At 70.7% G+C, this 24,693-nt stretch carries 25 protein-coding genes and 3 pseudogenes; 11 read left to right on the forward strand and 17 right to left on the reverse strand.

What is annotated here, in order from left to right; translation table 11 throughout:
* Positions 1-3: 3 nt before the first annotated feature.
* Entirely contained in the window at positions 4-951 is a 948-nt protein-coding gene (locus AB0D27_RS17560) for a TauD/TfdA family dioxygenase (RefSeq protein ID WP_362508848.1), read from the reverse strand.
* Positions 948-1,202: pseudogene (locus AB0D27_RS17565) on the reverse strand (hypothetical protein); the annotation flags it as partial. The pseudogene AB0D27_RS17565 and the gene AB0D27_RS17560, both read right to left, overlap by 4 nt.
* Positions 1,203-1,205: 3 nt before the next feature.
* Here AB0D27_RS17565 and AB0D27_RS17570 point away from each other — a divergent pair.
* Positions 1,206-1,507 (forward strand): annotated as a pseudogene (locus AB0D27_RS17570) (LuxR C-terminal-related transcriptional regulator); the annotation flags it as partial.
* Between the two features lie 195 nt (positions 1,508-1,702).
* On the opposite strand, the gene AB0D27_RS17575 reads toward AB0D27_RS17570, so the two are convergent.
* Both AB0D27_RS17575 and AB0D27_RS17580 read right to left on the reverse strand, forming a co-directional pair.
* The gene (locus AB0D27_RS17575; RefSeq protein WP_362508851.1) at positions 1,703-2,170 is read right to left on the reverse strand and encodes a peroxiredoxin; all 468 of its coding nucleotides are present in this window, start codon (positions 2,168-2,170) and stop codon (positions 1,703-1,705) included.
* A complete protein-coding gene (locus tag AB0D27_RS17580; RefSeq protein WP_362508854.1) occupies positions 2,167-2,547 on the reverse strand; it encodes a DoxX family protein in 381 nt (126 codons plus the stop codon). Before AB0D27_RS17580 ends, AB0D27_RS17575 begins: the two co-directional genes overlap by 4 nt.
* Positions 2,548-2,836: 289 nt before the next feature.
* On the opposite strand from AB0D27_RS17580, the gene AB0D27_RS17585 reads away from it, so the two are divergent.
* The gene (locus AB0D27_RS17585; protein ID WP_362508857.1) at positions 2,837-3,010 is read left to right on the forward strand and encodes a CsbD family protein; all 174 of its coding nucleotides are present in this window, start codon (positions 2,837-2,839) and stop codon (positions 3,008-3,010) included.
* 85 nt (positions 3,011-3,095) lie between these two features.
* Positions 3,096-3,539, forward strand: coding sequence for an ATP-binding protein (locus AB0D27_RS17590; RefSeq protein WP_362508860.1), 444 nt, complete (start codon positions 3,096-3,098; stop codon positions 3,537-3,539).
* Positions 3,540-3,562: 23 nt separating this feature from the next.
* On the opposite strand, the gene AB0D27_RS17595 is transcribed toward AB0D27_RS17590, so the two are convergent.
* From AB0D27_RS17595 to AB0D27_RS17610, 4 genes are all read right to left on the reverse strand, one after another.
* Positions 3,563-3,886: a hypothetical protein gene (locus AB0D27_RS17595; protein WP_362509073.1), complete on the reverse strand. Its 324-nt coding sequence runs from the start codon at positions 3,884-3,886 to the stop codon at positions 3,563-3,565.
* A 251-nt stretch (positions 3,887-4,137) separates the two neighbouring features.
* Complete coding sequence (locus AB0D27_RS17600) at positions 4,138-4,488, reverse strand: hypothetical protein (RefSeq protein WP_362508863.1); 351 nt, start codon at positions 4,486-4,488, stop codon at positions 4,138-4,140.
* 104 nt (positions 4,489-4,592) lie between these two features.
* Entirely contained in the window at positions 4,593-5,027 is a 435-nt protein-coding gene (locus AB0D27_RS17605; protein ID WP_362508866.1) for an ATP-binding protein, read from the reverse strand.
* A 98-nt stretch (positions 5,028-5,125) separates the two neighbouring features.
* Positions 5,126-5,386 carry a WhiB family transcriptional regulator gene (locus AB0D27_RS17610; RefSeq protein WP_362508869.1) on the reverse strand — a complete coding sequence of 87 codons (261 nt, stop codon included), beginning with the start codon at positions 5,384-5,386 and terminating at the stop codon, positions 5,126-5,128.
* A gap of 267 nt (positions 5,387-5,653) precedes the next feature.
* Here AB0D27_RS17610 and AB0D27_RS17615 point away from each other — a divergent pair, with 267 nt between their 5' ends.
* The 6 genes and pseudogenes from AB0D27_RS17615 to AB0D27_RS17640 form a co-directional block, all read left to right on the forward strand.
* Positions 5,654-6,358, forward strand: coding sequence for a GAF and ANTAR domain-containing protein (locus tag AB0D27_RS17615; RefSeq protein WP_362508872.1), 705 nt, complete (start codon positions 5,654-5,656; stop codon positions 6,356-6,358).
* Positions 6,359-6,399: 41 nt separating this feature from the next.
* Positions 6,400-6,942, forward strand: coding sequence for an ATP-binding protein (locus AB0D27_RS17620; RefSeq protein ID WP_362508875.1), 543 nt, complete (start codon positions 6,400-6,402; stop codon positions 6,940-6,942).
* A 435-nt stretch (positions 6,943-7,377) separates the two neighbouring features.
* Positions 7,378-7,833 carry a MarR family winged helix-turn-helix transcriptional regulator gene (locus AB0D27_RS17625; RefSeq protein WP_362508878.1) on the forward strand — a complete coding sequence of 152 codons (456 nt, stop codon included), beginning with the start codon at positions 7,378-7,380 and terminating at the stop codon, positions 7,831-7,833.
* The gene (locus tag AB0D27_RS17630) at positions 7,830-8,801 is read left to right on the forward strand and encodes an ATP-binding cassette domain-containing protein (RefSeq protein ID WP_362508881.1); all 972 of its coding nucleotides are present in this window, start codon (positions 7,830-7,832) and stop codon (positions 8,799-8,801) included. The genes AB0D27_RS17625 and AB0D27_RS17630 overlap by 4 nt, the downstream gene beginning before the upstream one ends.
* Entirely contained in the window at positions 8,761-9,621 is an 861-nt protein-coding gene (locus AB0D27_RS17635) for an ABC transporter permease (RefSeq protein WP_362508884.1), read from the forward strand. The genes AB0D27_RS17630 and AB0D27_RS17635 overlap by 41 nt, the downstream gene beginning before the upstream one ends.
* Before the next feature lie 72 nt (positions 9,622-9,693).
* Positions 9,694-10,037: pseudogene (locus AB0D27_RS17640) on the forward strand (MFS transporter); the annotation flags it as partial.
* A 9-nt stretch (positions 10,038-10,046) separates the two neighbouring features.
* On the opposite strand, the gene AB0D27_RS17645 reads toward AB0D27_RS17640, so the two are convergent.
* Entirely contained in the window at positions 10,047-12,779 is a 2,733-nt protein-coding gene (locus tag AB0D27_RS17645) for a SpoIIE family protein phosphatase (protein WP_362508886.1), read from the reverse strand.
* 199 nt (positions 12,780-12,978) lie between these two features.
* Between AB0D27_RS17645 and AB0D27_RS17650 the strand changes: the two genes are divergently transcribed.
* Positions 12,979-13,218 (forward strand): DUF6296 family protein, encoded by a 240-nt coding sequence (locus AB0D27_RS17650; RefSeq protein WP_362508889.1) that lies wholly within the window; start codon positions 12,979-12,981, stop codon positions 13,216-13,218.
* Here AB0D27_RS17650 and AB0D27_RS17655 read toward each other — a convergent pair.
* The 8 genes from AB0D27_RS17655 to dnaK form a co-directional block, all read right to left on the reverse strand.
* Complete coding sequence (locus tag AB0D27_RS17655; RefSeq protein ID WP_362508892.1) at positions 13,190-13,735, reverse strand: GNAT family N-acetyltransferase; 546 nt, start codon at positions 13,733-13,735, stop codon at positions 13,190-13,192. The genes AB0D27_RS17650 and AB0D27_RS17655 overlap by 29 nt on opposite strands.
* Before the next feature lie 34 nt (positions 13,736-13,769).
* Entirely contained in the window at positions 13,770-15,494 is a 1,725-nt protein-coding gene (locus tag AB0D27_RS17660; protein ID WP_362508895.1) for an FAD-dependent oxidoreductase, read from the reverse strand.
* 46 nt (positions 15,495-15,540) lie between these two features.
* Positions 15,541-15,984 (reverse strand): thioredoxin, encoded by a 444-nt coding sequence (gene trxA, locus AB0D27_RS17665; RefSeq protein WP_362509075.1) that lies wholly within the window; start codon positions 15,982-15,984, stop codon positions 15,541-15,543.
* 5 nt (positions 15,985-15,989) lie between these two features.
* Positions 15,990-18,632 (reverse strand): ATP-dependent chaperone ClpB, encoded by a 2,643-nt coding sequence (gene clpB, locus AB0D27_RS17670; protein ID WP_362508898.1) that lies wholly within the window; start codon positions 18,630-18,632, stop codon positions 15,990-15,992.
* Positions 18,623-18,943: a chaperone modulator CbpM gene (locus AB0D27_RS17675; protein ID WP_362509078.1), complete on the reverse strand. Its 321-nt coding sequence runs from the start codon at positions 18,941-18,943 to the stop codon at positions 18,623-18,625. Before AB0D27_RS17675 ends, clpB begins: the two co-directional genes overlap by 10 nt.
* A 71-nt stretch (positions 18,944-19,014) precedes the next feature.
* Positions 19,015-19,968, reverse strand: coding sequence for a DnaJ C-terminal domain-containing protein (locus AB0D27_RS17680; protein ID WP_362508901.1), 954 nt, complete (start codon positions 19,966-19,968; stop codon positions 19,015-19,017).
* 6 nt (positions 19,969-19,974) lie between these two features.
* A complete protein-coding gene (grpE, locus tag AB0D27_RS17685) occupies positions 19,975-20,598 on the reverse strand; it encodes a nucleotide exchange factor GrpE (protein ID WP_362508904.1) in 624 nt (207 codons plus the stop codon).
* Between the two features lie 9 nt (positions 20,599-20,607).
* Positions 20,608-22,503, reverse strand: a complete 1,896-nt coding sequence (dnaK, locus tag AB0D27_RS17690; protein WP_362508907.1) for a molecular chaperone DnaK — start codon at positions 22,501-22,503, stop codon at positions 20,608-20,610.
* A 389-nt stretch (positions 22,504-22,892) separates the two neighbouring features.
* Between dnaK and AB0D27_RS17695 the strand changes: the two genes are divergently transcribed.
* Entirely contained in the window at positions 22,893-24,683 is a 1,791-nt protein-coding gene (locus AB0D27_RS17695) for a helix-turn-helix domain-containing protein (RefSeq protein WP_362508910.1), read from the forward strand.
* Positions 24,684-24,693 lie beyond the last annotated feature (10 nt).

Genomic DNA, 24,693 nt, shown 5'->3' on the forward strand with positions numbered 1-24,693 from the left:
GGCTCACCAGCGCCGCGGTTCGCTGCCCACGATCGGCACCGACGGCTTGCCGTCCACACCCTCCGGGACGTCGCCGGCGAGCATCACCCGGTGCATGACCCGGGGGTGCTCGAGGTGGGACGTGTCGCTGGGCGCCAGATGGATCGTGGCCCGGTTGTCCCAGAAGGCCACGCTGCCGGGCTCCCACCGGAACCGCACCGTGTACTCGGGCCGGGTGGCCTGCTCCAGCAGCATCTCCAGCAACGCCCGGCTTTCCGGCCGGGACACCCCCAGGATCTGCTCGACGTAGTAGCCGTTGACGAACAGCACCCGCTCGCCCGTCTCGGGGTGCACCCGTACCAGCGGGTGGTCGGAGGCGATCTGATGGTCCAGCAGATGGCGTACGTAGGCGTCGTCGCCGGGCCGCGCCTGGTACCCGACACCCAGGCGGTGCTCGGCGCGCAGACCGTCGACGAAGTCCCGTACGGGCTTTGAGAGGCCCGCGTAGGCGACGGCGAGGTTGGACCAGGTCGTGTCGCCGCCGTACGGGGGTACGGTCTCGGCGCGCAGGATGGTCGCGGCCGGCGGGTCGACCCGGGCGCCGTGATCGCAGTGCCATCCTCGCGGCAGGGAATGGCGACGACGCCGCAGCCACTCCTCGTGGTCCATGCCGTAGCGCCCGCCCAGCTCCAGCCGGTCGGCCGTCGTCTCGATCTCGGGGAAGTCCCGGGGCGACGCGCTGCCGCGTGATCGGAGGCGGATCGGTTCGCCGAACCGCCGCGCGAAGGCCACATGGGAGGCGTGATCCAGCCGCTGCTCCCGGAAGAACACGACCTTCCAGCGCAGCACCGCCGCCCGGATCCGGGCGACGACCGCGTCCTCCAGCTCCTCGGCCAGATCGACTCCCGTGATCTCGGCGCCGATGTGTCCGGCGACCGGCATCACTTCGAGACGTGTGACCTGCTCCGTCATGTGCGCTCCGTTGATCGTGCTGTCGGCTCGTCCAAGTCCAGCATGACCGTTGAGCCCGGCGCCGGGCAGGGCGCATCGCGGCGGATGACACGGATCTTGGACTGGCCGTGCGGCACTTCCTCCCAGTGGGCCATGAAGCGGGCCGCCAGACCGTGCTTCTCGGCCGGCGTGACGAGGGCCTCGGTGCGGTAGGAGCAGTCCTCCCGCAGCACGTGGTGCTCCTGGCCCTCGGTGCGTTCGAAGGTGAAGTCGACGAGAGGCCGGAGGAGCTGTTCGCGGCGGTCCACGGCGCGGCGTCCGGCCGTACCGCGCTGTCGGCTCCGGTCGCCGACCGCGTAGGTGGCCCAGCTGTGCGGCCCGCGCCCCGCGCTGTCCGAACGCGAGCGCGACACCTCGAGCAGTTGGCGCGTGGCCTGGGCAACCGGGAGATCGCCCGGACCCTGCTCATCAGTGAGGCCACCGTCAAGACCCACCTGGGACGGATCTTGCCAAGGTCGGGGTGGACACCCGCGCGGGCGCGGTGGCGGTGGCCAAAGAACAGCGGCTGTTGCCCTGACCGCTGCGGCCGAAGGCCATGCGTACGGGACACAGGGCGTCCACACGGGGCGCGTACCGCTTGGTGCACCTGCGTCGTCTCACTCCCTGCCACGGCGCGTGGCGGGCACCGAAAATGGGGCGCAGTGAACGGGGCCCGCCCACCATCCGCGAAGGGGCGGGACCCGTTCACGTGGGTGCGCCGTGCCGAGGAGGGTCAGGGTCGGTGGTCGCGCAGTGCGGCGAGGGCGCGGTCGGCGTGCGCGCTCATGCGCAGTTCGCTGCGGACCACCTCGAGGATCGTGCGGTCCTGGGCGATGACGAACGTGGCCCGTTTCGTGGGCGCCAGCGAGAAGCCGCGCTTGACACCGAAGCGTTCACGGACGGTTCCGTCGGTGTCGGACAGCAGGGGGAATCCGAGGGTGTGGCGTCCGGCGAACTCCTGCTGCCGGTCGACCGGATCACCGCTTATCCCCACCGGGCGTGCGCCAGCGGCGGCGAACTCGGCGGCCAGGTCACGGAAGTGACAGGCTTCGGCGGTACAGCCGGGGGTGAGGGCGGCGGGATAGAAGAACAGCACCACCGGCCCGTCGCCGAGCAGCTCGGACAGCTGTCGGCTCGTGCCGGTCTCGTCCGGGAGGGCGAAGTCCTCGACCGTGTCGCCGACATTGACTCGGCTCGTCATGACCGGCCCTCCGCGTTCCGGGCGACGCCGCGCGCCCACAGGACGAGCGGCACCTGCAGGGGCAGGCGGGCGAGCGCCGCCGTCTTGAGAGGTGCGGGACGGTGGCGCCAGTCCACCGCCATCTGGACGTTGGCGGGGAACACACCGACGAAGAAGGCGGCGGTGGCCAGCGCGGCGACGCGCCGGGTGCGGGGCAGCGCCAGTCCGGCTGCCAGCGCCAGTTCGGCGGCACCGCTCGCGTACGTCCAGGCCCGTGGCGTTCCCGGCAGGGCACGCGGGATGGTCTCGTCGTACTGGCGGGGCGCGGCGAAGTGGGTGATGCCCGCCGTGGCCAACAGGCCGGCGAGCAACAGGGGCGAGCGTTCCGACCGTGGCACGGTTCCTCCTCTGGGGGCCTGCCGCGCGATATTACTGGACGGTAAGTGACCGTGGGGACTTCTGGGCCAACCCTGGCGCGGCCGACTGGGTCCGTGCGGACGCGCTCCTGACGTCACCGGCCGGCGAGGGACCGTACGAAGGCGCCGGACGGAACCCTTTCCCAGCAGGAATGCTTCTCTGCCTTGAGAGAGCACCGCCGAATTCTCGGCCGATGAGGTTTGGACTGGCCTTTCACGGTGAGCCGTAATGGTAGATCGCACCGTCGAGGCAGTGAGGACGTGAATCGCGGTGGCCAAGAACCAGAAGGGCCATGCCAAGAAGGAGCAGGTCAAGGGCAAGGCCAAGGAAGCCGTCGGACGCACGGTAGGCAACGAGCGGATGACTGCCGAAGGAAAGGGCGAGCAGGCGAAGGGTGACGCCCGTCAGGCCAAGGAAAAGACCAAGGACGTCTTCAAGCATTGACGACAGTCAATTCCTCAGGGCCCGCTGTGCGATTTCGCGGCGGGCCCTGTCTCATTTCGGGGGAAGCGAGGAAGAGGAGCGAAGGATGCGCGCGGAGCGCGGGACGCCCTCCACCGAGATCCAGATGTGCTCGCCCGGGCCGAGCAGCCCCGTCGAAGTACGCCAGGCGGTCCGGCGCGCCCTCGAAGGACGAGCCCGCGGGCGCGACACCGCAGACGATGACGAGGCCGTCAGCGACGCTCTTCTGGTGGCGTCGGAACTGACCACCAACGCCATGCTCCACGGCGGCGGTGTCACCGACTTCGAGGTGACGCCGACCGATGGGGAGGTACGCCTGTCCGTGAGCGACCGAAGCGACGACCTGCCCGTCGAGACACCGCGGACCGATGACATCGGGCGCATCCGGGTCGGAGGCAACGGATGGATGATCGTCTGCCGCCTCGCCAGCGACATCGTCATCTCGAAGCTGCGCGCCGGAGGAAAGCGGATCACGGCTGTGGTGCCGCTGTCACCTCGCACCACGGGCTGAAGCTGCCGCGCCGCCGATCGGGATCATGCCGTCAGGGCGTGCGGGGCCGTAGCCGCACCTCGCGCGGCGGCCCGTACCGGATACGTGGTCTTCGCCGGGTCCACCAGCGGCTCGCCCAGCACGATCCGGCCCGCGGAGTGCAGCGCGTCGCACTCGTCGGTGGGCAGGGCCATGTAGCAGCCGCCTCGCCCGCCCCGGGGAGCCAGGGGCAGCCAATAGCCGTACCGACGCCGCCCGTTGGCGTGCACGGTGAGACAGACGGGGAAACGCTGCTCGGTGATCAGGCGCAGGACCTCGGCACCGCCGGGACTGAGCGGAGTGCGCGGGCGCGGCAGGGCTCGGAGCATCGTCAACGGCCTCCGTTCAGCGCTCGCGGCACGGCGCCGTGGTGGAGGGTGGGCGTCATGTGCGTGAGGCCTTTCGACGGAGAGGGTCGATCACGTACCACCCGGGGCGGTGACGTGCTCGCTGTCGGCATTGTTGCGCAGAGCACTGACAACGCGGGCCGGGCGGCGCGTCGGCCCGGGCCTGGTCACCGCGTATGTCCGGCCTCGTCACCGGTGAGGGCTCGGCGCCCGGTCCCGGTGGGCCCGGCGGGTCACCGGTGCGGAATCGGCGCCCGGTACCGACGAGCCCGGCCGGCGAGCTGGCCTTGGACATAGGGGTCGCTTTCTGGGTCGTAGGACCCCGCGTGGACGGTCAGGGTCTCGGTGATCCGCTCCCACTCCTCGACCTCCGCCCGCGCGATCACCGCGTCCTGGCCGGTGCGGGGAGCGTCCTCAGCGATCCGCCGGGCGGTTTCCGTCGCGGTCTTCGCCTCGTGATGCCTCATCCCCGTGGCCGAGCGCCGCACCCGCTCCCAGGCGGCCTCCTCCGGTGCGGAGGGCTCCGACATCTCGTCCCTCGTCTCGTCGCCTGTGCCGGTCGCTCGGTCCTGCTCCGGAGTCACCGCTCCACCTCATTCGCCATTCGCCTACGGGCGTGTCCTTCAGCCGTCCCGTGTGCCCCCGGCGACAGAAGCGACACCTGTCCGGAGGGGAGCGAACAGGGAGATCACCAGGGCAGGAAGGCGTGTACGTCCTTGCCGTCGGGGCGCACCACCACGCTGACCTGGTCGGCGAGCGCTTGGATGAGGTGCCAGCCGATGCCGCCCCCGCCCTGGGAAGGGCGGAAGGGGCGGGGCGCGGGTGGGGTGGTATTGCTGTCGCGCAGTGTCACGTGTACACCGTCGAAGGTGGGGCGTATGCGGAGTTGGAAGGGTCCCGGAGCGTACTGGATCGTGTTGGCGGCCAGTTCCGTGACCACCAGCAGAATGTCGTCCCCGTGCTCCGCCGACGCGGGCGGCGACGCCCGCGCCAGTGCGCGGACGTAGTCCTCCGCGGCGACGCGTGCGTCGGTCACGTTGCGCAGTTCACCAGCGAAGGTCCTGGTGAGGCTCTGGAACTCCTCACACGTCCGCTTCCTGCCCCGGCTCGGATCGTTTTCCATCGGGCCCTTCTCGGATCTCGTCGGCGGGGTGTCCCTCCCCTGCTCCGCGAGACGGGCACGTCGCTCCGCGGCGAGGGTAAACCCCCCGCCGTGCCCGCCTACGCCGTACCGCCCCCGGACCGACGGCCGGACGTGCGCCGCGCCAGGGCGCGCCGCTCGGCCTCGCTCGTGCCACCCCAGACGCCGATGCTCTGGCCCGTGTCGAGCGCCCAGCGCAGGCATTCGTCACGGACCGGGCAGCTGTGGCAGATCCGCTTCGCTTCGTGGATCTGCAGCAGGGCGGGTCCCGTGTTGCCGATGGGGAAGAACAGATCGGGGTCGACGGCGCGGCATGCCGCGGAGTCGCGCCAGTAGTCCATGTGTGCCTCCTGCGGTCGCGGTGGTGTCGTTCACAGGGCTTCGATCCCCTGCCGGGTCACCCTTGATCGCACAGGTGAAACAGCCAGGGCGTGGACAGATCCTGCGGCCACTCCACCGCCCCCGGGTGGGGCGACCACCCGAGGCGGCTTGAAACGGCGGTCGAGGAGGAGGCCACGGCTTCTCGCCCGGCGCGGCGGGGGTGGCGGGGTGGCAAGATGGAAGCCCGGGTGACGGCGGTCGCGCTTCGACTGACAAGCAGGTGGGACATGGCGCAGGAGTTGGGCGATGTCTGGGAGAAGTTCGCCGGCGCGTTGGCGGACATGGCACGGGATCTGTTGGCCCAGGACTCCGTCCAGGCCACCTTGGACCGCATCGTGGAGCATGCGACGGTCCTGATCAACGGCTGTGACGAGGCCGGCATTCTCACGGTGCGTCGGGGTGAGGTCCGTGCCCTGGCGGCGACCAGCGACGTGGTGCGGATGGCGGACCGGATCCAGCAGGACCTCTGCGAGGGCCCCTGCTTCGACGCCGTGACCGACCGACGGCAGCTCTACGTCATCGAGGACCTGCGTCAGCCGCACGAGCAGTGGGCCCGCTTCGCCCCGGAGCTGAGGAAGCTGGGCATGGGCAGCATGATGGGTTTTCTGCTCTTCACCGAGGACGACGAGCTCGGCGCGCTCAACCTGTACTCCCACCGCCCGGGGACCTTCGACGAGCAGGCCCAGCGCGCGGCCTGGGTCCTCGCCTCCCATGCCGCCGTCGCCTTCTCCGCGGCCCGCACCCACCAGCAGCTCGGCCATGCCCTGGAGACCCGCCACGAGATCGGTGAGGCCATGGGCATCCTCATGGAGCGTCACGGCCTCACCGAGGACAGCGCCTTCAAGGTCCTCAAGAAGGCCTCCCAGGACCACAACGTCAAACTGCGCGAGATCGCCAGGAAGATCTGCGAGACCGGCGAGAAGCCCACCTGAGCATGGGCGCGCCGATATCTGTGACCCGGGTGTGAAGGCGCGTGGCCGCCTGGCATGGGCTCGGGCGCGGCGGGAAGAAGGGCAGCAGCCTGTTCGGCGCGCCGGTCGGACACCGGGTGCGGTGTTCACGGCGTGGGCGAAGGAAACACGGCAAGGGAAAGGCAGGTGAAGCGATGGCTACCGCCGAACGGCTCCCCAACTCCCGCGCTGTCCCTGGTGCACGGCTGGAGAGCAATCCGCAGGCGGCGGAGCGCGCCCGGCGTATGGTCCGGACATTCCTCGGCGGCTTGCCGCGTCAGGTGCCGCGCGAGGCCGTGGAGGCCATCACCCTCGTGGTGTCGGAACTGGTGACGAATGCGGTCCGTCATGCGCGCGGTCGGTGGTGCCGCATCGATCTGCAGGACATCGGAAACGGGGTGGGCATCTCCGTCTCCGACGACGACCCCTCGCCGCCGCGTCCGCGACGCCTGGGTCCGACCGCGGAGGGCGGCTTCGGCTGGCCCTTGGTGCGGCGTCTGTCCTGCGAACTCACGGTGTCGTCCCGGCCCGACGGCAAAACCGTTCACGCTGTCGTGCGTTTCTGACGCCCCCGGGGACAGCGCGTCATTCGCGAGCCGGCCGCGACACACGGCCGTGCCGGAGACCCGCGTCCAACGACAGGGCGACAGGGGGCGTCGTGAACAGGCCCCGGGGGAGAGCGTGATGACCTGTTGCAGATGAGGGGGACGTGAATCGCGCCGTGGAGCAGGGCGCCCGCCCGAAGGCCGTCGCCGATCGGCCGGCGGACGCCGTCGAGGGGCGCGTCGAACCCTGGACCTCGGCCGGCGAGGCGGTCAGCCCGTGAGTGTCCGCGCATCGACTGAGGGCCCTCACCGACCGTCGGGCGCCGATCCGAAACCGACCTCACCGCACTGGCCGAAAGCCGTAGAGGCGTCGCACCTCTTCTCCATCCCTACTGCTTGCCACGTCTTGACTCACCCTTTCCGTAATACCTCTGACACAGAGCTATTCTCGAAAGTGTGGAGTCGGAGAACTTTCCCGAGGCCCTGGCCGACACATTGGCCGGACTTCAGCGGCTGATCAGACGGCGGCTGCGTGGCGGTACGACCGCCCCGCGGCTGCGGGGCGCCGAGGTCGATCTGCTGAGGCTGGTCGTGGCCCGGCCCGGTATCGGAGTGTCGGAGGCCGCCAAGGACCTCTACGTGGCGGGCAATTCGGTGTCGACACTGGTCAACCAGCTGGTGCGGGACGGCTATCTGGTCCGCGAGACGGATCCGGCCGACCGCCGGGCCGCGCGACTGCTGCCCACCCCGGCCGCCGACGCGCGGCTGAGCGACTGGCGCCGCCGGCGCGCGGCGCTCGTACGCCGCCAAGTGGTCCGTCTCGACGAGGCCGACCGCGCGGCGCTGGAGGCCGCCCTTCCGGCCCTGCGCAAGCTGGCGGCGAACCTGCACGAGGAGGCCGAGGAGACATGACGCGTAACACGACCGACGGGGGGGACCCCGGCCCGCGGGGGAGTACGGCCGCGGAGGGACGCGAGGTCGACGACGCGCAGGTCACCGGGACCGGCGCCGGAACGGGGGCCGCGGGGACGCGAACCGCGCCGAACGGATCCCGCACGGACGCCGTCACCTGCGCCGGGCTCGCCTACGCCTTCGGTGAGACCACCGCGGTGGACGGGCTCGACCTCTCCGTCCGTGACGGGGAGGTGTTCGGCCTGCTCGGGCCCAACGGCGCCGGCAAGACCACGGCGATCCGCTGCATCACCACGCTGCTGCCGGTCCCCGCCGGCATGGTCGGGGTCTTCGGGCACGACGCCACCCGCGAACGCATGGCGGTGCGCCGCCTGTTGGGCTACGTACCGCAGCAGCTCTCCGCCGACTCCGGGCTCACCGGCCGGGAGAACGTCGCCCTGTTCGCCCGTGTCTTCGACGTCTCGCGACGGGAGCGCGCGGCGCGCGTCGATCAGGCGCTCGCGGCCGTCGACCTGACCGATGCGGCCGACCGGCTCGCCAAGACGTACTCCGGAGGCATGGTCCGCCGCCTCGAGCTGGCCCAGGCGCTGGTGAGCGCGCCCCGGCTGCTGATCCTCGACGAGCCGACCATCGGCCTCGACCCGATCGCCCGGACGAGCGTGTGGGAGCACATCAACGCCGTACGGGCCGCCACCGGCATGACCGTCCTCGTGACGACCCACTACATGGACGAGGCCGACCAGTACTGCGACCGGGTCGCGCTGATGCACCGAGGCCGCGTCCGCGCGCTCGGCACCCCCGGCGAACTGAGGGTGGGTCTTGGCGAGCGGCGCGGCGGCGCCAGGAACGGTGAACTGCCCACGCTGGAGGACGTCTTCCGCGACATCGCCGGCAGTGGACTCGACGACCAGTCAGGAGAGTTCAGCGATGTCCGAAGCACCCGCCGCACCGCGTCCCGTGTCGGCTGACACCGTCCATCCGGCCGGCCTCGACCTGCTCCTGACACCGCCCCGGGCCCGTACCGGATGGCAGGTGCTGCCCGCCCGGGTCGGTGCGATGTGCGCCGTCGAGCTGCAAAAGCTCCGCCACGACCGCACCGAGCTGTACACCAGGGCGGTCCAGCCCGCGCTCTGGCTGCTGATCTTCGGGGAGACCTTCACCCGGATCCGGGCCATACCGACCGGCGGCATTCCCTACCTCGACTACCTCGCGCCCGGGATCATCGCCCAGTCCGCGATGTTCATCGCCATCTTCTACGGCATCATGATCATCTGGGAGCGGGACGCCGGCATCCTCACCAAGCTCCTCGTCACCCCCACGCCGCGCTCGGCGCTCATCACCGGCAAGGCCTTCGCCGCCGGAGTGAAGGCGCTGATCCAGGCGGTGGTCGTGGTCGTCATCGCCGCGCTGCTCGGGGTGGCGATGACCTGGAACCCGCTACGGCTGCTGGGCGTCGCGGTGGCCGTCGTGCTCGGTTCGGCGTTCTTCTCCTGCCTGTCGATGACCATCGCGGGCATCGTGCTCACCCGGGACCGTCTGATGGGTATCGGCCAGGCCATCACGATGCCGCTGTTCTTCGGCTCCAACGCCCTCTATCCGGTGGCCGTCATGCCCGGCTGGCTCCAGACCATCAGCAAGATCAATCCCCTGAGCTACCAGGTGGACGCCCTGCGCGGCCTCCTGCTCGGCACCCACGCCCACCTCGCCCTCGACTACGGCGTCCTCGTCCTGGCCGCGGCCCTCGGCATCCTGTCCGCCTCGTCATTGCTGGGCCGCCTGGCGCGCTGAAGCGCGACCTTGAACGATTGGTGACGCCGGGCGCTCCGGCTTTAACGTCGACGTAGTGAACGCCCGCGTTCACAGGTCGGAGGATCGAGCGGGATGTCCGTGCTGGTCACTGTCTTCGTGTACGGCCAGCCGCAACGAGGCGACGAATCAGGTCCGCTCCTTCCTGGCACGGGCGAGCCCCGCCCAGCGGGTCGAGTTCCGCAGGACGGGCACGCTCCCGGCGCCCTGGAGCGACCAGGTACTGACATCCGGCATCTCGGGGCGTTCGTCGTCGCGGCGGTCTTCGCCCTTTTCGCCGCGCTGATCGCCCTGATCGTCATCCAGGTGCGGCCTTCCGAGACCTGGAGCGGCTCCAAGGCGGCGGCGCGCTTCCCCTCGTACCGGAAGAGGACGTTCGGGAGAGCCGCGGGGCGTGACCGTCGGCGTCAGGACAGCGGCTGCTCGGCCCAGATCACCTTGCCGGCGGGGGTGTAGCGGGTGCCCCAGCGTTCGGCGAGCTGCGCGACCAGGAACAGGCCGCGCCCGCCCTCGTCCGTGGTGGCCGCGTAACGCAGATGGGGTGAGGTGCTGCTGGCGTCGAAGACCTCGCAGATCAGGCTGCGGTCGCGCAGCACGCGGACCCTGATGGGTTCACTGCCGTACCGGATCGCGTTGGTGACCAGCTCACTGAGGATCAGCTCCGTGGTGAAGGCCATCTCGTCCAGTTCCCACTCCGCCAGCTGCCGGGTCACCGACGCGCGCACCTCGCCGACGGCCGCCGGGTCGGAGGGCACCTCCCATTCGGCGATCCGGTCGGCACCGAGAGCGTGGGTACGGGCGACGATCAGGGCGATGTCGTCGCTCGGCCGGGCCGGGAGCAGAGCGTCGAGAACGGCCCGGCAGGTCTCCTCCGGGGAACCGTCGGCCTCGGCCAGGGCGGTGCGCAGCAGCTCGAGACCGGTGTCGATGTCGCGTTCCCGGTCCTCGACGAGCCCGTCCGTGTAGAGCACCAGCCGGCTGCCCTCCTCCAGCTCGAGCTCGGCTGTCTCGAACGGGAGCCCGCCAAGCCCGAGCGGCGGACCCGCGGGCACCTCGGGGAACTCGACGCTCCCGTCGGGACGGACCACCGCGGGCGGCGGGTGCCCGGCGCGGGCGACGGCGCAGCGCCGGGTGGCCGGGTCGTAGATGGCGTACAGGCAGGTGGCGCCGGTGACGGCGGCGGTGCTGCCCTCCGGCACCTCGTCCTGGTCGATACGGCCGACCAGCTCGTCCAGGAGCCCGAGCAGCTCGTCGGGCGGCAGGTCCAGGGCGGAGAAGTTGTGGACCGCGGTACGCAGGCGACCCATGGTCGCCGCCGCGAGCAGCCCGTGGCCCACCACATCGCCCACGACTACCGCGACCCGAGCGCCGGGCAGCGGCAGTACGTCGAACCAGTCCCCGCCCACTCCCGCCTGCGCGGGAAGGTAGCGGTAGGCGATGTCCAGGGCGCTCTGCGCGGGCAGGTTGCGCGGCAGCAGACTGCGCTGCAGTGTCACGGCCATGGTGTGCTCGCGGGTGTAGCGGCGCGCGTTGTCGATGGAGACCGCCGCGCGCGCGACCAGCTCCTCGGCGAGGGCGAGATCCTCCAGGTCGAAGGGGTCCTGCTTCTCGGAGCGCCAGAAGTTGACCACGCCCATCACCAGCGGGCCCACCCGCAAGGGGACGGTGATCAGCGAGTGGATTCCGAAGTCCACGACCCGTGCGGTGCGCTGGACATCCTGTGCCAGCCAGCCCGGGGCCCCGCCGAGGTCGGGCTCGACGACGGCCTGTCCGGTGCGCATGCTGTGGGCCTGGGGCGACGTGGGGACGAATCCGATGTGCTCGCCCACGGGATACAGCGGGGCGTCCCCCCGGATTCCGCCGGACGCCGTGCGGCGCAGACCGGTGCCCGCGTCCGGTTCCTGCCCGTTCAGCACGGCGTCGGCCAGGTCCACGGTGACGAAGTCCGCGAACCGGGGCACGGCGACCTCCGCCAGTTCCTGGGCGGTACGGGTCACGTCCAGGCTCGTGCCGATGCCCACCCCTGCGTCGTACAGCAGTTTGAGTCGCTCCCGTGCCACGTCGGCGCGGCCGGAGAGGGCGCGCAGTTCGGTCGAGTCGCGGAGTGTGGCGACGCTGCCGGGCGGGCCGCCCCGCAGGCCTGTCGGCCGCTGGTTGACGGCCAGTAGCTGGTCTCCGACCAGGTGCACCTCGTCGGTGGCGACGCGTCCGGAGGTCAGCAGGTCGGCGGTGTCCGAGTCGAGGCCGAGCTCGAGGACATGCCGGCCCTCGGCGTCGTGGGGCAGATCCAGCAGTCGGTTCGCCTCGTCGTTGGCGAGCAGCAGCCGCCCCTCGCCACTGACGATGATCACGCCCTCCCGGACGGCGTGCAGCACCGCGTCATGGTGCTCGTACATACGGGTCATCTCGTACGGTCCAAGCCCGCGCGTCTGGCGCAGCAGCCGCCGGCTGACAAGGGCCGTACCGGCCGTGGCGAGGGCCAGCGCGACGCCCGCGGCGGTCAGCAGGAGCGGTAGCTGCCGGTCCGCCACGCCGCCCACGTTGGCGGTGGTGATGCCGGCCGAGACCAGGCCCACGACCTTGCCGTCGGGCGCCTTGATGGGGACCGTGGCCTGCACCAGTGGCCCGATGGTTCCGTTGATCTCCTCGACGATCGGGTGTCCGGCCAGCGCGGGCGCGATGGTTCCGACGAACTTCTTGCCGATCCGGTCCGGCTTGGGGTGGGTGTAGCGGATTCCGTCGGTGTTCATCACGACGATGAAGTCGACCTGCGACGCCTTGCGGGCGGCCTCGGCGCGGGGCTGGAGCACGGCCGTGGGGTCCGGGGCGCTGAGCGCCTCGCGGGTGCCCGGAGCGTTGGCGAACGTCTCGGCGACGGCGAGTGAACGGTTGCGGGCCTCCTGAGTGCTGTCGTGGCCTACTTGCAGCACCAGGGCCACGACCGCGGACACCACCAGGAGCAGGACGATCACCACTTGCAGGACGAACACCTGTCCGGCGACGCTGCGCCCGCCCAGCGCGGAACGAGGCCCGGCGGCCGGGCCGCGACGGTGCTTGCCTTCGTGTGACCCACGCTGATGGAGCGGTGTGCTGAGGCGGCGGGTCGACTGAGCCCGGGATCGACCCAATAGTCCGACCATGTGCCTATGTCTACACTGCCTGGCGCCGGGAGGCGAGGGGCGTCACGCATGGTGAGCGTGGTCGGTTCCGCCCGCAGGCCCGATCGGTTCTGTGCGGTGCGGTCGGCGGTGCTGCCGTCGCGGGCATCTGGCCGCATGATGGAGGAAGGCCTATTCGCCACATTCACCCGCATTTGTGGCTCGAGCGCGGGAGGTCGTCATGAAAACCCAGGACCGATACCGGCTGACCTTCACCCATCCCGGATCGCGCGGTACCAGCGTGGTGACGGACGAGGTGGTCGTCGAGAGGACCGACGCCCTCGGACCGGGCGGCAATCCGGTGTACTGCGATCCCACCGGCATCCTCCGTGCCGAGATCAGCCCGGCGGGGGAGATACGCATGCTGGCCAGCGGCGCCTACCAGTCGCCCATCAATCCCTCCGTCGAACCGATTCCCTGAGGACGCGCGCACCCTCCGGCACCGCCTTGTCGGTGTCGGACAGGTCCCGGACGAAGCGAAGACCCGGGCGGCCGCTCAGTTCGATGTCCCCGGCGGGCAGGAACCCCGTACGGGCCAAAACGGCGCGCGAACCGGCGTTGTCGCGTGTCGTTCTGGCCCGCAGGGTGCTCAGGCCGTACTCCGAAAAGGCCAGGGCGCAGACCTCCCGCACGGCGGCGGTGGCGAGTCCCCGCCCCGCGGCGTGCTCGGCGATCCGGTAACCGAGTTCGGCGAAACCGTCCGCCACATCGATCAAGTTGACCCGCCCGAGCACCGCCCCGGCGCTGTCCACCAGCACATGGAAGTGGTGCAGCCCCGCCGTCTGTTCCGCCAGCAGTTCATGGTGGCGTGCGTCGAAGTCCGCGAAGTAGGCGTCGCCGCGGTCGGGAATCGACGCGGCGAAGTAACTCCGGTTCTCCCGCTCGAACGCGAGTAGAGAAGGAGCGTGGTCGAGGCGAAGGCGTTCGAGTCGAGGCATCCCGCAAGGTTAGGCGCCCGTGTGCCGCCCCACGTCACGGGGTACGCGTGCTCCCCGCTGCCTCTCGGACCAAGTTGCCTTCCTCCGCCAGGTGTTCGTGCACGAGCCGTACGGCCATGGCACCCTCGCCCACCGCGGAGGCCACCCGCTTGACCGATCCGCTCCTGACGTCCCCCGCGGCGAAGACTCCCGGCAGCGTGGTCTCCAGCATCAGCGGGCCGCGGCCGAGCGAGCCCCAGCGGTCCTCGTCCGATGCCGCCCGGGCGTCCGGGCCGGTGAGGACGAACCCCCGTGCGTCGAGAGCGACCATCTCCTCGAGCCACTCGGTGTGCGGCCGGGCGCCGATGAAGACGAAGAGGGCGCGTGCCGTCAACTCGCGAGTGTCGCCGGTGACGTTGTCGTGGACGACCAGCGCCCGCAGCACGCCCTCGCCCACCACCCGGTGAACCTCGGTGTGCAGGAGGACCTCGATCCTCGGGTGGCGTTCCACCTGGTCGACCAGGTAGCGCGACATGTCCTTGCCGAGGTCGCCGCCGCGGACGAGCAGATACACCTTGGGGGAGTGGCCGGCGAGGAACGTCGCTCCCTGCCCGGCCGAGTTGCCGCCGCCCACCACCGCCACGGGATCCATCCGGCACAGATTGGCCTCGTGAAGTGTGGCGGCGTAGTACACGCTGGAGCCCTCGAGAGGCGCGATGCCCGGCACGTCGAGCCGGCGGTAGCGCGCTCCCGACGCCAGGACGACAGCGCCTGCCTTCGTTTCCGTGCCGTCCGTGAAGGAGACGGCGTAATGGCCGTCGCGTGCCGCGAGAGCGGTGGCCTGGGCGGGCACGGTGATCCGGGCGCCGAACTTGTGGGCTTGGAGCACCGACCGTTCGACGAGTTCGGCCCCGGAGATCCCGGACGGGAACCCCAGATAGTTCTCGATGCGCGAAGACGTACCGGCCTGGCCTCCGGTGGCCAGGGCGTCCACGGTCACGGTGCTGAGGCCGTCGGACGCTCCGTAGACGGCGGCGGCGAGTCCGGCCGGGCCCGCACCGATCACCAGCAGATCGCACGAGGTGCCGTCGGGCTGGGGCGCGGCCAGGCCGGTCAGCCGGGCGAGCTCCGCGTTGCCGGGGTTGCGCAGGACCTGCCGTCCCTGCCAGATGACCACGGGGGTCTCCTCGGGACGTATGCCGAAGCGGCGCAGCAGCGCCTCCGCCTCCTCGTCCCGCTCCAGGTCGACCCAGCGGTGCGGCAGCCGGTTGCGCGCGGCGAACTCCCGCAACCGTACGGTGTCCGGCGAGTAGCGCGAGCCGAGGATCCTGAAGCCCGCGCCGAGACCGATGAGCAGCGAACGGCGGCCAAGATAGGCGCGCAGCACGAGATCCCCGAGAACAGGATCGCGGGCGACCAGCGCGCGCTGGCGCTCCACGGGGACGGCGAGCACCTCCCCGGGCTCGCGGACGATCGCGCTGTTGAAGGCCGGCTGGCCCTCCAGCAGGCCGAGTTCACCGAGAAACCTCCCCGGACCATGGACGGCCACCGTGCGCTCCAGAGGATCGCCGTAGTCGTGCACGACCTCGACCAGCCCGCTGAGGACCACGAGGAACTCCTCGAACGGTTCGCCCTGCCGGAACAGCACCTCCTCCTGCCGGGTGGCGCGCCGCTCGCCGTGCCGGGCCAGCGCCTCGATCTGTTCCGGCGACAGCCGGGGATGGGCCCCGTGGTGGTCCGGAGTCTCGCGCACCGTCTCCCGGGGCTCGGCGGCACACATCAGACCGTGGCCTCCTCGACGGCGTCGGCCGATGCGACGCGGAAGTTCACCGTCGGGCCGCCAAACTCTCCTCGACCCACTGCCGCAGCGCGGGAGCGGGCGCCGCACCGGTCTTGCGGGAAATCACCTCTCCCTTCTCGAGCAGCAGCAGGGTCGGCACGGCCTGTACCTGGAACCGCTGAGCGAGCCGCGGATTCTGATCGATGTCGACCTTGACCAACTTGACCCGCCCGGCGAGCTGATGGGCCACCTGCTCCAGTGCGGGGCTGACCATCCGGCACGGCCCGCACCAGGTGGCCCACAGGTCGACGAGGACGTACGGCTTGGCCTGCTCGGCGACCTCCGCGAAGTCCTGGTCTCCGGCGTCGGTGATCCAGGGCAGCGGGGCTCGGCAGTTGCCGCAGCGGGGGGTGCCCTCGGCCGCTGCCGGGACCCGGTTCTTGCGGCCGCACTGGTCGCAGGCGATCGTTCTGCTCTGGCTGCCTGCCACCGGACTCACGCGGCCTTTCGTACGTCCGGCCGGGACGATTCACCGTAGGTGACGACCAGTTCGCCGTTCTGCGCGTCGACCTTGATCGCCGAGCCGTCCTGGACGTCACCGCGGATCAGCGCCCGGCCGACCAGCGTCTCGACCTCGTGCGAGATGTAACGGCGCAGGGGCCGCGCTCCGTACACGGGGTCGAAGCCCTGCTGGGCGATGAGTTGGCGGGCGGCTTGGGTGAGTTCGACGGTGATCTGCCGTTCGGCCAGGCGCTTGCGCAGGTCGGTGAACTGCAGCTCCACGATGTGCTCGATCTGGGCGAGGCCCAGCGGCTTGAACAGCACGATGTCGTCGACCCGGTTGAGGAACTCCGGCCGGAAGTGACTCTGCAGCTCGCCCATGACCAGGGCCCGCGCGTCGGGCTTGATCTCGCCGTCGGCGGTCACCCCGTCGAGCAGGTGAGCCGAACCGATGTTGGAGGTCATGATGACCACGGTGTTGCGGAAGTCGACGGTGCGGCCCTGGGCATCCGTGATGCGGCCGTCGTCGAGCACCTGGAGAAGGGTGTTGAACACATCGGCGTGCGCCTTCTCGACCTCGTCGAACAGCACCACGGAGTACGGCTTGCGGCGCACCGCCTCGGTGAGCTGGCCGCCCTCCTCGTAGCCGACGTACCCGGGAGGCGCTCCCATCAGTCTGCTGACGGTGTGCCGTTCCTGGTACTCGCTCATGTCCAGACGGACCATGTTCTCCTCGGAGTCGAAGAGCGCCGCGGCGAGCGTCTTGGCCAGCTCGGTCTTTCCGACGCCGGTGGGGCCGAGGAAGATGAACGAGCCGATGGGCCGACGCGGGTCGCGGATGCCGGAGCGGGCCCGGATGATGGCGTCGGTGACCAGCTTGACCGCCTCGTCCTGTCCGACCACCCGCTCGGTGAGGATCTCGTCGAGCCGCAGCAGCTTCTCGCGCTCGCCCTCCTGGAGGCGGGTGACCGGGATGCCGGTCCAGGCCGCGACGATCTCCGCGATCTCGTCCTCGGTCACGACCTCACGCAGCAGCCGGTTCTCGCCCTGCTTGGAGTCGAGCCTCTCCTCCTCGGACGCCAGCCGGCGTTCGAGTTCGGTGAGTGTGCCGTAGCGCAGTTCGGCGGCACGGTTGAGGTCGTAGGCGCGTTCCGCCTCCTCGGCCTCCTGCCGCACCTGCTCCAGCTCCTGGCGCAGGTCCTGCACCCGGCGGATGGCCTGGCGTTCGGCGTCCCACTGTGCGTGCATGGCGTCGGACTCGGCGCGCAGATCGGACAGTTCGCGGCGCAGCTCCTCAAGTCGCTTGGCGCTGGCGGTGTCCGTCTCCTTGGCGAGCGCGGCCTCCTCGATCTCCAGGCGGGTCACCCGGCGGCTGATCTCGTCGAGTTCGGCCGGCATGGAGTCGATCTCTGTGCGCAGCCGCGCGCACGCCTCGTCGACCAAGTCGATGGCCTTGTCCGGCAGGAACCGGTCGGAGATGTAGCGGTGGCTGAGGGTTGCCGCCGCGACCAGCGCGGTGTCCTGGATCTTCACGCCGTGGAACACCTCGAGGCGTTCGCGCAGCCCGCGCAGGATGGACACGGTGTCCTCGACGCTCGGCTCGTCGACCAGAACCTGCTGGAAGCGGCGTTCGAGCGCGGCATCGGACTCGACGTACTTGCGGTACTCCTCCAGGGTGGTCGCGCCGATCATGTGCAGCTCGCCGCGGGCCAGCATGGGCTTGAGCATGTTCCCGGCGTCCATCGCGCCCTCGGCGCCGCCGCCCGCGCCGACGACCGTGTGCAGTTCGTCGACGAAGAGCAGGATGCGCCCCTCGCCCGCCTTGACCTCGCTCAGCACGGCCTGCAGACGCTCCTCGAACTCACCGCGGTACTTGGCGCCCGCCACCAGCGAACTCATGTCCAGCGAGAAGATCGTCCGGTCGCGCAGCCCGTCGGGCACATCGCCACGCACGATGCGCTGAGCGAGCCCTTCCACGATGGCCGTCTTGCCGACGCCCGGGTCACCGATGAGGACAGGGTTGTTCTTCGTCTTGCGGCTCAGAATCTGGATGACACGGCGGATCTCCGCGTCCCGGCCGATCACCGGGTCCATCTTGCCGCCGCGCGCCTCGGCGACCAGATCACGGCCGTACTTCTCCAGTGCCTCGTACGACGCCTCGGGCGTCGCGGAGGTGACGCGCTGGTTGCCGCGGATCCGGGTCAGTGCCGACAGGAACGCGTCCTTGGTGACGCCGTGCTCCTTGAGCAGGCGTCCGGCCACGGTCGCCGAGCCCTCGTCGGCCAGCGCCAGAAGCAGGTGTTCCACGGACACATACTCGTCCTTGAGCCGCTTGGCCTCCCGCTCGGCCGCGTCCAGCACCCCGGCCAGCCGCTGGGTGACGTACACCTGACCGGGGGTGGCGCCGGGGCCGGTCACCTTGGGCCTGCGGCCCAGTTCGGCGGTGAGCGCGGAGCGCAGGGCATCGGTGTCGGCGCCCGTCTGGTCGACCAGGCGCGCTATCAGGCCCTCCGGCTGGTCGAGGAGGGCGAGCAGCAGATGCTCGCCGTCGACCTCGGTCTGGTGCAGCCGGCCGGCGATCGTCTGCGCTTCCTGCAGCGCTTCCTGGGACTTCTGGGTGAGCCGGTTCATATCCACGATTCATCACTCCTGGAGCCTGCGTTGCTGCGCCTGAGGGCCGCCTCCAACTCGCTGATCCGGTCGAGCAGATCGAGCACCAGACCCAGGGAGGCGTAATTGAGGGGCAGCGTGGCCCGTAGTCGCTGGATGCGGGCGAGGGTGGCGGGAGCGGACGGCTCGAACCACAGCCGCCCCGCGGCGTCGCGGGTGGCGTCGAGGAGACCTAGCGCGACGAACCGCCGAACGAGGTCCGGATGGAGGCCGGAGCGCTGGGCGACGACGCCGAGGCCGAGGCGGCGGACCGGCGCGAGCGTGCCCGCGCGGACCATGACGTTCAGGCCGCGCCGGGCCTGCGGCGCTGTCGTCCGGCGGTTCTTGCCGCCGGGACCGGGGGCAGTCGTCATCGGGACCTCCTCGGGTCGAAGGCGGAAACGGCGGCCAGCTCCTCGAAGAGCTCACGCTCGCGTGCGGTGGGCTCGGGCGGCACCATGATGCGGATCTCGGCGTACAAGTCCCCGTTCTGGCCGCGGGGGTTGGGCATGCCCTCGCCGCGCAGCCGCAGCCGGCGTCCGCTGGACGAGCCAGCGGGGACCGTCACCTTGGCCGTGCCGCCGGGGGTGGGCACAGGTACGGTCGCGCCGAGCGCCGCCTCCCACGGCGTCACCGGGGCGACGACATGGATGTCCCGGCCCTCCAGGCGGAAACGCCCGTCGGGTTTGATCCGTACGCGCAGGTACAGGTCACCGGAGGGTGCGTCGCCGCCGCCCCGGCCGCCCTCGCCGGCGAGCCGGATGCGCTGTCCGTCGACCACGCCGCGCGGGATGTTCACGTCGTAGCTGCGCTGGCCGTCGGGGCCGCCCAGGGTGATGCTGCGCTTGCCGCCCCGGTACGCCTCCTCGACGCCGAGCTGGATCTCGGCCTCCTGGTCGGCGCCGGGGACCGGCCCCCTGCCCCTGCCTCCGCCCCCGCGTCCGAAGATCCCGCCGAACAGGTCCTCGAAGTCGATGCCGGAGCCGTCGAAGTCGACACCCTCGTCGGTACGGAAGCGGACCCGGCCGCCTCCGCCGCCTCCTCCACCCCAGCCGCCCCGGGCGCCCGCACCGGCGGCCACCCGCTCGTCGTAGTCCTCCGGGACCTGCCGGAAGTTCTCACCGAAGCGGTCGTAGCGCTGTCGTGTCTTGGGGTCGGACAGCACGCTGTAGGCGTCGTTGATCTCCTTGAAGCGCTCCTCGGCCCCCGGGTCCCTGTTGATGTCGGGGTGGTGCTTGCGGGCCAGCTTGCGGAAGGCCTGCTGGATCTCCTCGGAGCTCGCGTTCCGCCCCACTCCGAGCACGTCGTAGTAGTCGCGTGCCATGAGGCGTCACTCCTGCCGCTTGCTGACCACGACGAACGCGGGGCGCAGCTGCTTCCCGTCCGAGCCGTAGCCCGGACTGACGACCTGGGCCACGGTGTTCGGCTCTGCGTCGGGGTCGTCGACCACGCCGACGACCTCGTGCCGGGTCGGGTCGAAGGGCACCCCGGTCTCCTCGTAGCGGGGGTATCCCAGCGCGCGCAGTACCTCGACCGCCTGGTCGCGCACGGCCTCGACGCCCTTGAGTACGGGGCTGGGGTCGGCGTCGGCGTGCGCGAGCGCCCGCTCCAGGTTGTCGAGGACCGGCAGCCAGGCCGCCGCGGTGCGGGCGCGCTCGTCACCGCGTACGCGCTCCACCTCCTTCGCGTGGCGCTTGCGCAGGTTGTCCAGGTCGGCGAGTGCGCGGCGCCAGCGGTCGTGGAGTTCGTCGAGGGCGGCGGACTGCTCGTCAGCCGCCGGGGGCCGCGTGGCGGGGGAGGGGGCGCCCGGCTGCGGCGTGGCCGGGTTGTCGACCGGCGGCGGGTTCGCGGCAGGCTGCTGACCGGCCGGTTCCTCGCCCGGCTGCATCGCGGTCGGGTTCTGGACCGTTCGCTCCTGCTCCGGGGGCGTCATCGGCTCCTGTCCGGTGGCCATGGCCGCACCTCAGCTCTTGTCGAATTCCGCGTCGATCACGTCGTCGGCACCTCCGGAGCCGCTCGCAGTGTCCTGGGTCCCGGCCTGCTCCTGGGCGGTCGGGCCCGCGCCCGCCTGATGGGAGGCGAGGGAGGCGAGCACCTGCTGGAGCTCGGAGGTCAGGGGCCTGACCTTCTCCGGCGACGCGTCGTTCTGGACCGCGTCGCGGGCGTCGGCGACCAGCATGTCGGCGCGGGCCCGCTCGTGCGCGGGCGCGGCGTCGCCCAGCTCGTTCAGCCGGCGTTCCACCTGGTAGGCCACGGCGTCGAGTTCGTTGCGGGCGTCGACTGCCTCGCGCAGCGCCTGGTCCTCGCCGCGGTGGCGTTCGGCCTCCTGGATCATCCGCTCCACCTCGCCCGGGTCGAGGTTGGAGCCTTCGCTGATGGTGATGCTCTGTTCCTTGCCGGTGTCCTTGTCACGCGCGGTGACGTTCAGGATCCCGTTGGCGTCGATGTCGAAGATGACCTCGATCTGCGGCTCGCCGCGCGGTGCCGGGCGGATGTCCTTGAGCTGGAACCTGCCGAGCACACGGTTGTCGGCCGCGAGTTCCCGCTCGCCCTGCAGCACGACGACGTCAACGGCCTGCTGGTTGTCCTCGGCCGTGGAGAACGTCTCCGTGCGGCGCACCGGAATGGTGGTGTTCCGCTCGATGATCTTGGTCATCACGCCGCCACGGGTCTCCACACCCAGCGACAGCGGAGTGACATCGAGCAGTAGGACGTCCTTGACCTCGCCCTTGAGCACACCCGCCTGGATCGCGGCGCCCATGGCCACGACCTCGTCGGGGTTGACGCTCATGTTCGGGTCCTTGCCGCCGGTCAGCCGGCGTACCAGCTTCTGCACGGCCGGTATGCGCGTGGAGCCGCCGACGAGGATGACCTCGTCGATGTCGCTCTCGCTGACCTTGGCATCGGTCATCGCCTGCTTGACCGGCTCCATGGTCCGCTCGACCAGATCGGCGGTGATCTGCTCGAACTTGGATCGCATGATCGTCTCGGTCAGATGCTTGGGCCCCGAGGCATCCGCGGTGATGAACGGCAGGTTGACCTGCGTCTGCGTCACCGAGCTCAGCTCGGTCTTGGCCTTCTCGGCGGCTTCGAACAGTCGTTGCAGCGCCTGGGGATCGTTGCGTACGTCGATGCCGTTCTCTTTCTGGAAGGTGTCGGCCAGCAGGTCGACGAGCCTGCGGTCGAAGTCGTCGCCGCCGAGGTGGCTGTCGCCCGCCGTCGAGCGCACTTCGACGACCCCGTCGCCGACGTCCAGGATGCTCACGTCGAAGGTGCCGCCGCCGAGGTCGAAGACGAGCACCGTCTCATGCTGCTTCTTGTCCATGCCGTACGCCAGCGCCGCCGCCGTCGGCTCGTTGATGATCCGCAGTACCTCGAGCCCCGCGATACGGCCGGCGTCCTTGGTCGCCTGGCGCTGGGAGTCGTTGAAGTACGCGGGGACGGTGATGACCGCCTCGGTGACCCGTTCCCCGAGTTGCTTGCCCGCGTCGTCGGCGAGCTTGCGCAGCACCTGGGCGCTGATCTCCTCGGGCGCGTACAGCTTGTCGCGCACCTTGAAGCGCGCGACGCCTCCCTCGCCCTCGACGACGTCGTACGCCACCGCCTTGGCCTCGTCGGATACCTCGTCGTAGTGCCGGCCGATGAACCGCTTGGCCGAGTAAATGGTGCCCTTGGGGTTGAGGATCGCCTGGCGCCTGGCCAGCTGACCCACCAGACGTTCGCCGCCCTCGGCGAAGGCCACGATGGACGGCGTCGTACGCGAGCCCTCGGCGTTCGGTACGACGGTCGGTTCACCGCCCTCCCACGCGGCGATCACGGAGTTGGTGGTGCCCAGATCGATTCCGACTGCCTTGGCCATGAGGAACTCCTTCGGCTGCCACCCGTATCCGGTCGGGGCGGCTGTGCGCAGGGGAGAGGGTGTGTCGTCGCGCGCTTCCGCGAAGTCTTCGGCTCTCCCGCTCTCGGCCTTACGACGAAGGGCCCGATGCGAACGCGGAATCGCGCTTCATGGTTCCTGTCCTAGCCAGCGTGTGACACGGCGAATGGCGACGCCTGCCCCCGGTGGGGCCAAATTCCGCCCCATTGCTCCACCTGTGAGCGCAAAGGGAACAGGTGAGCGATGCGGACGACCTCACCAGGGCGCCCGAGTGTGCTCCACCGGGCCTCCACGTCGTCACGCCGGGAAAAGGCCGCCCCTCTCGTGAAGCCCGGAAAAGCAACAAAAGTTAGAATTGCACCATGCCTGGCATGGCCGACCGCACTCCGGATGCCGCACACCAGAGCGGCGAACCGTGCGGCCCCTCCCACCAGGCGCCGACCACGGCTCCGGTCTCCTGGGGGCTCCAGCAGCTGACGAGCCTGTACAAACTGTTCGTGCTGGCCATGGCCATGTTCGAAGGCCGGTCGGGGCAGGAGATCCTTCAGCTGGCCATGGACGAGGTGCCGCGTCTTGGCCGGTGTCGGCCCGAAGGCTGCTATCTCCTCACGAGCGGCCACTTCGAGCTCGAGGCCGTCCCGAGCGCGGAGGCCCTCGGAGGCCACGCCCGCCGGGACCTGCCGGACCCGGCCGCACAGCTGACCGCGCTCGGCGGGGAGGACGGCGCCATCGGGTTCGGTGCGGGCGGCTGGGGATGGGCGACGGGCCTGCGCTGCGCCGACGGACTCCTCGGCTACCTCGTCGTCAGCGCGCCGCAGCCACCGCCGGACGACGAGCGCTTCCTCGTCTACGCCCTGGCCCGGCCGACCGGCGCCGCTCTCTACAACGCCGACGCGCGCCGCCGCGACCGCGAGTACGCACGTCAGCTGTTCCGGGCGATCGAGGAGCGGGAGGCCGTCAACGCGAGGCTCACCGCACTCGTCGCGGAGCTGGAGGGCCAGCGCACCGTGCACGAGGTCCTCGCCCGGGCCGACGTCGCCGACGAGGGGGAGGCGGGCATCGCCCGTGCCGTGTACGAGCTGACGGGCCTGCCCACCTGCATCGAGGACCGCTTCGGCAACCCGGTCGCCTGGGCGGGGCCCGGAGCCGAGGCCGGCGACAAACCCGATCCGGCGCAGCGTGAGCGGCTCGTCCATGACGCGATGCGCGCGTTGACCCCGCTGCGCCGCCAGGGCCGACTCGTCGGTCTCGCCCGCCACCACGGTGAGGTACTCGGAACCATCGCGCTCATCGACCCCGAGGGCACGGCCGCGGAGGCCGAGGAGTTCACGCTCGGACACGCCTGCACGGCGCTCTCCCTCGAACTGGCCCACCGCCGCAGCCTCGCGGAGGCCGAGCTGCGCATGCGCCGGGACCTCGTGGACGACCTTCTCACCGGCTCCGACGAAGGCGGCGCCTACGCCAGAGCCGAAGCCGTAGGCCACGATCTGCGCGGACCGCATCATGTCGTGGTCGCCCAGTGGCGGGGGACGGTCGCCGATGATCGGTTCCTGGGAGCGGTGGGCCGTGCCGCGCAGGGACTGGGCCTCAGATCGCTGCTCGCCCGGCGTGCGGAGATGGCGGTGCTCGTCATCCGGGGCAAGCCGCGGGACGCGGGGCTGTACGAGGCCGTCGCGGAGGAGCTGGGCTCTGTCGACGGCGCGGTGGGCATCGGCAGCCTGTGCGAGGCCACGGCCGAGATTCCCCACTCCTTCGACAAGGCCGTCCGCGCGCTGACCGTGCGCGGTCAGTCCGAGCCCTCGCACGGCACCATCGCCTACGAGGAGTTGGGCCTTTACCGCATCCTCGACCGGGGCAAGGACTCCCGCGACGTCCAGCTCTTCGTCCGCGAGTGGCTGGGCCCGCTCCTCGACTACGACGACGCGCACGGCAGCGACCTGGTGCCCACCCTCACCCAGTACTTCGACCACGGCGGCAACTACGACGACACGGCCCATGCCCTCGCCGTCCACCGCAGCACGCTGCGTTACCGCTTGCAGCGCATCCGCGAGGTCAGCGGCCGCCGGCTCGACGACGTCGACAGCCGCTTCAACCTCCAAGTGGCCACACGCATCTGGAAAGTGAGCGGCTCCGTACCCGAAGGCGAGGGAAAATCTCCCTAGGACTCCAGTC

The organism is Streptomyces sp. NPDC048415, assembly GCF_040651675.1.
Classification (GTDB): Bacteria; Actinomycetota; Actinomycetes; order Streptomycetales; family Streptomycetaceae; genus Streptomyces.

Bases quoted from the DNA above. Each gene is read 5' to 3' on its own strand.
- AB0D27_RS17560 (WP_362508848.1), bottom strand. From the start codon at position 951: ATGACGGAGCAGGTCACACGTCTCGAAGTGATGCCGGTCGCCGGACAC.
- AB0D27_RS17575 (WP_362508851.1), bottom strand. From the start codon at position 2,170: ATGACGAGCCGAGTCAATGTCGGCGACACGGTCGAGGACTTCGCCCTC.
- AB0D27_RS17590 (WP_362508860.1), top strand. From the start codon at position 3,096: ATGCGCGCGGAGCGCGGGACGCCCTCCACCGAGATCCAGATGTGCTCG.
- AB0D27_RS17595 (WP_362509073.1), bottom strand. From the start codon at position 3,886: ATGCTCCGAGCCCTGCCGCGCCCGCGCACTCCGCTCAGTCCCGGCGGT.
- AB0D27_RS17605 (WP_362508866.1), bottom strand. From the start codon at position 5,027: ATGGAAAACGATCCGAGCCGGGGCAGGAAGCGGACGTGTGAGGAGTTC.
- AB0D27_RS17610 (WP_362508869.1), bottom strand. From the start codon at position 5,386: ATGGACTACTGGCGCGACTCCGCGGCATGCCGCGCCGTCGACCCCGAT.
- AB0D27_RS17615 (WP_362508872.1), top strand. From the start codon at position 5,654: ATGGCGCAGGAGTTGGGCGATGTCTGGGAGAAGTTCGCCGGCGCGTTG.
- AB0D27_RS17630 (WP_362508881.1), top strand. From the start codon at position 7,830: ATGACGCGTAACACGACCGACGGGGGGGACCCCGGCCCGCGGGGGAGT.
- AB0D27_RS17635 (WP_362508884.1), top strand. From the start codon at position 8,761: ATGTCCGAAGCACCCGCCGCACCGCGTCCCGTGTCGGCTGACACCGTC.
- AB0D27_RS17645 (WP_362508886.1), bottom strand. From the start codon at position 12,779: ATGGTCGGACTATTGGGTCGATCCCGGGCTCAGTCGACCCGCCGCCTC.
- AB0D27_RS17650 (WP_362508889.1), top strand. From the start codon at position 12,979: ATGAAAACCCAGGACCGATACCGGCTGACCTTCACCCATCCCGGATCG.
- AB0D27_RS17655 (WP_362508892.1), bottom strand. From the start codon at position 13,735: ATGCCTCGACTCGAACGCCTTCGCCTCGACCACGCTCCTTCTCTACTC.
- AB0D27_RS17660 (WP_362508895.1), bottom strand. From the start codon at position 15,494: ATGTGTGCCGCCGAGCCCCGGGAGACGGTGCGCGAGACTCCGGACCAC.
- AB0D27_RS17675 (WP_362509078.1), bottom strand. From the start codon at position 18,943: ATGGTCCGCGCGGGCACGCTCGCGCCGGTCCGCCGCCTCGGCCTCGGC.
- AB0D27_RS17680 (WP_362508901.1), bottom strand. From the start codon at position 19,968: ATGGCACGCGACTACTACGACGTGCTCGGAGTGGGGCGGAACGCGAGC.
- grpE (WP_362508904.1), bottom strand. From the start codon at position 20,598: ATGGCCACCGGACAGGAGCCGATGACGCCCCCGGAGCAGGAGCGAACG.
- dnaK (WP_362508907.1), bottom strand. From the start codon at position 22,503: ATGGCCAAGGCAGTCGGAATCGATCTGGGCACCACCAACTCCGTGATC.
- AB0D27_RS17695 (WP_362508910.1), top strand. From the start codon at position 22,893: ATGGCCGACCGCACTCCGGATGCCGCACACCAGAGCGGCGAACCGTGC.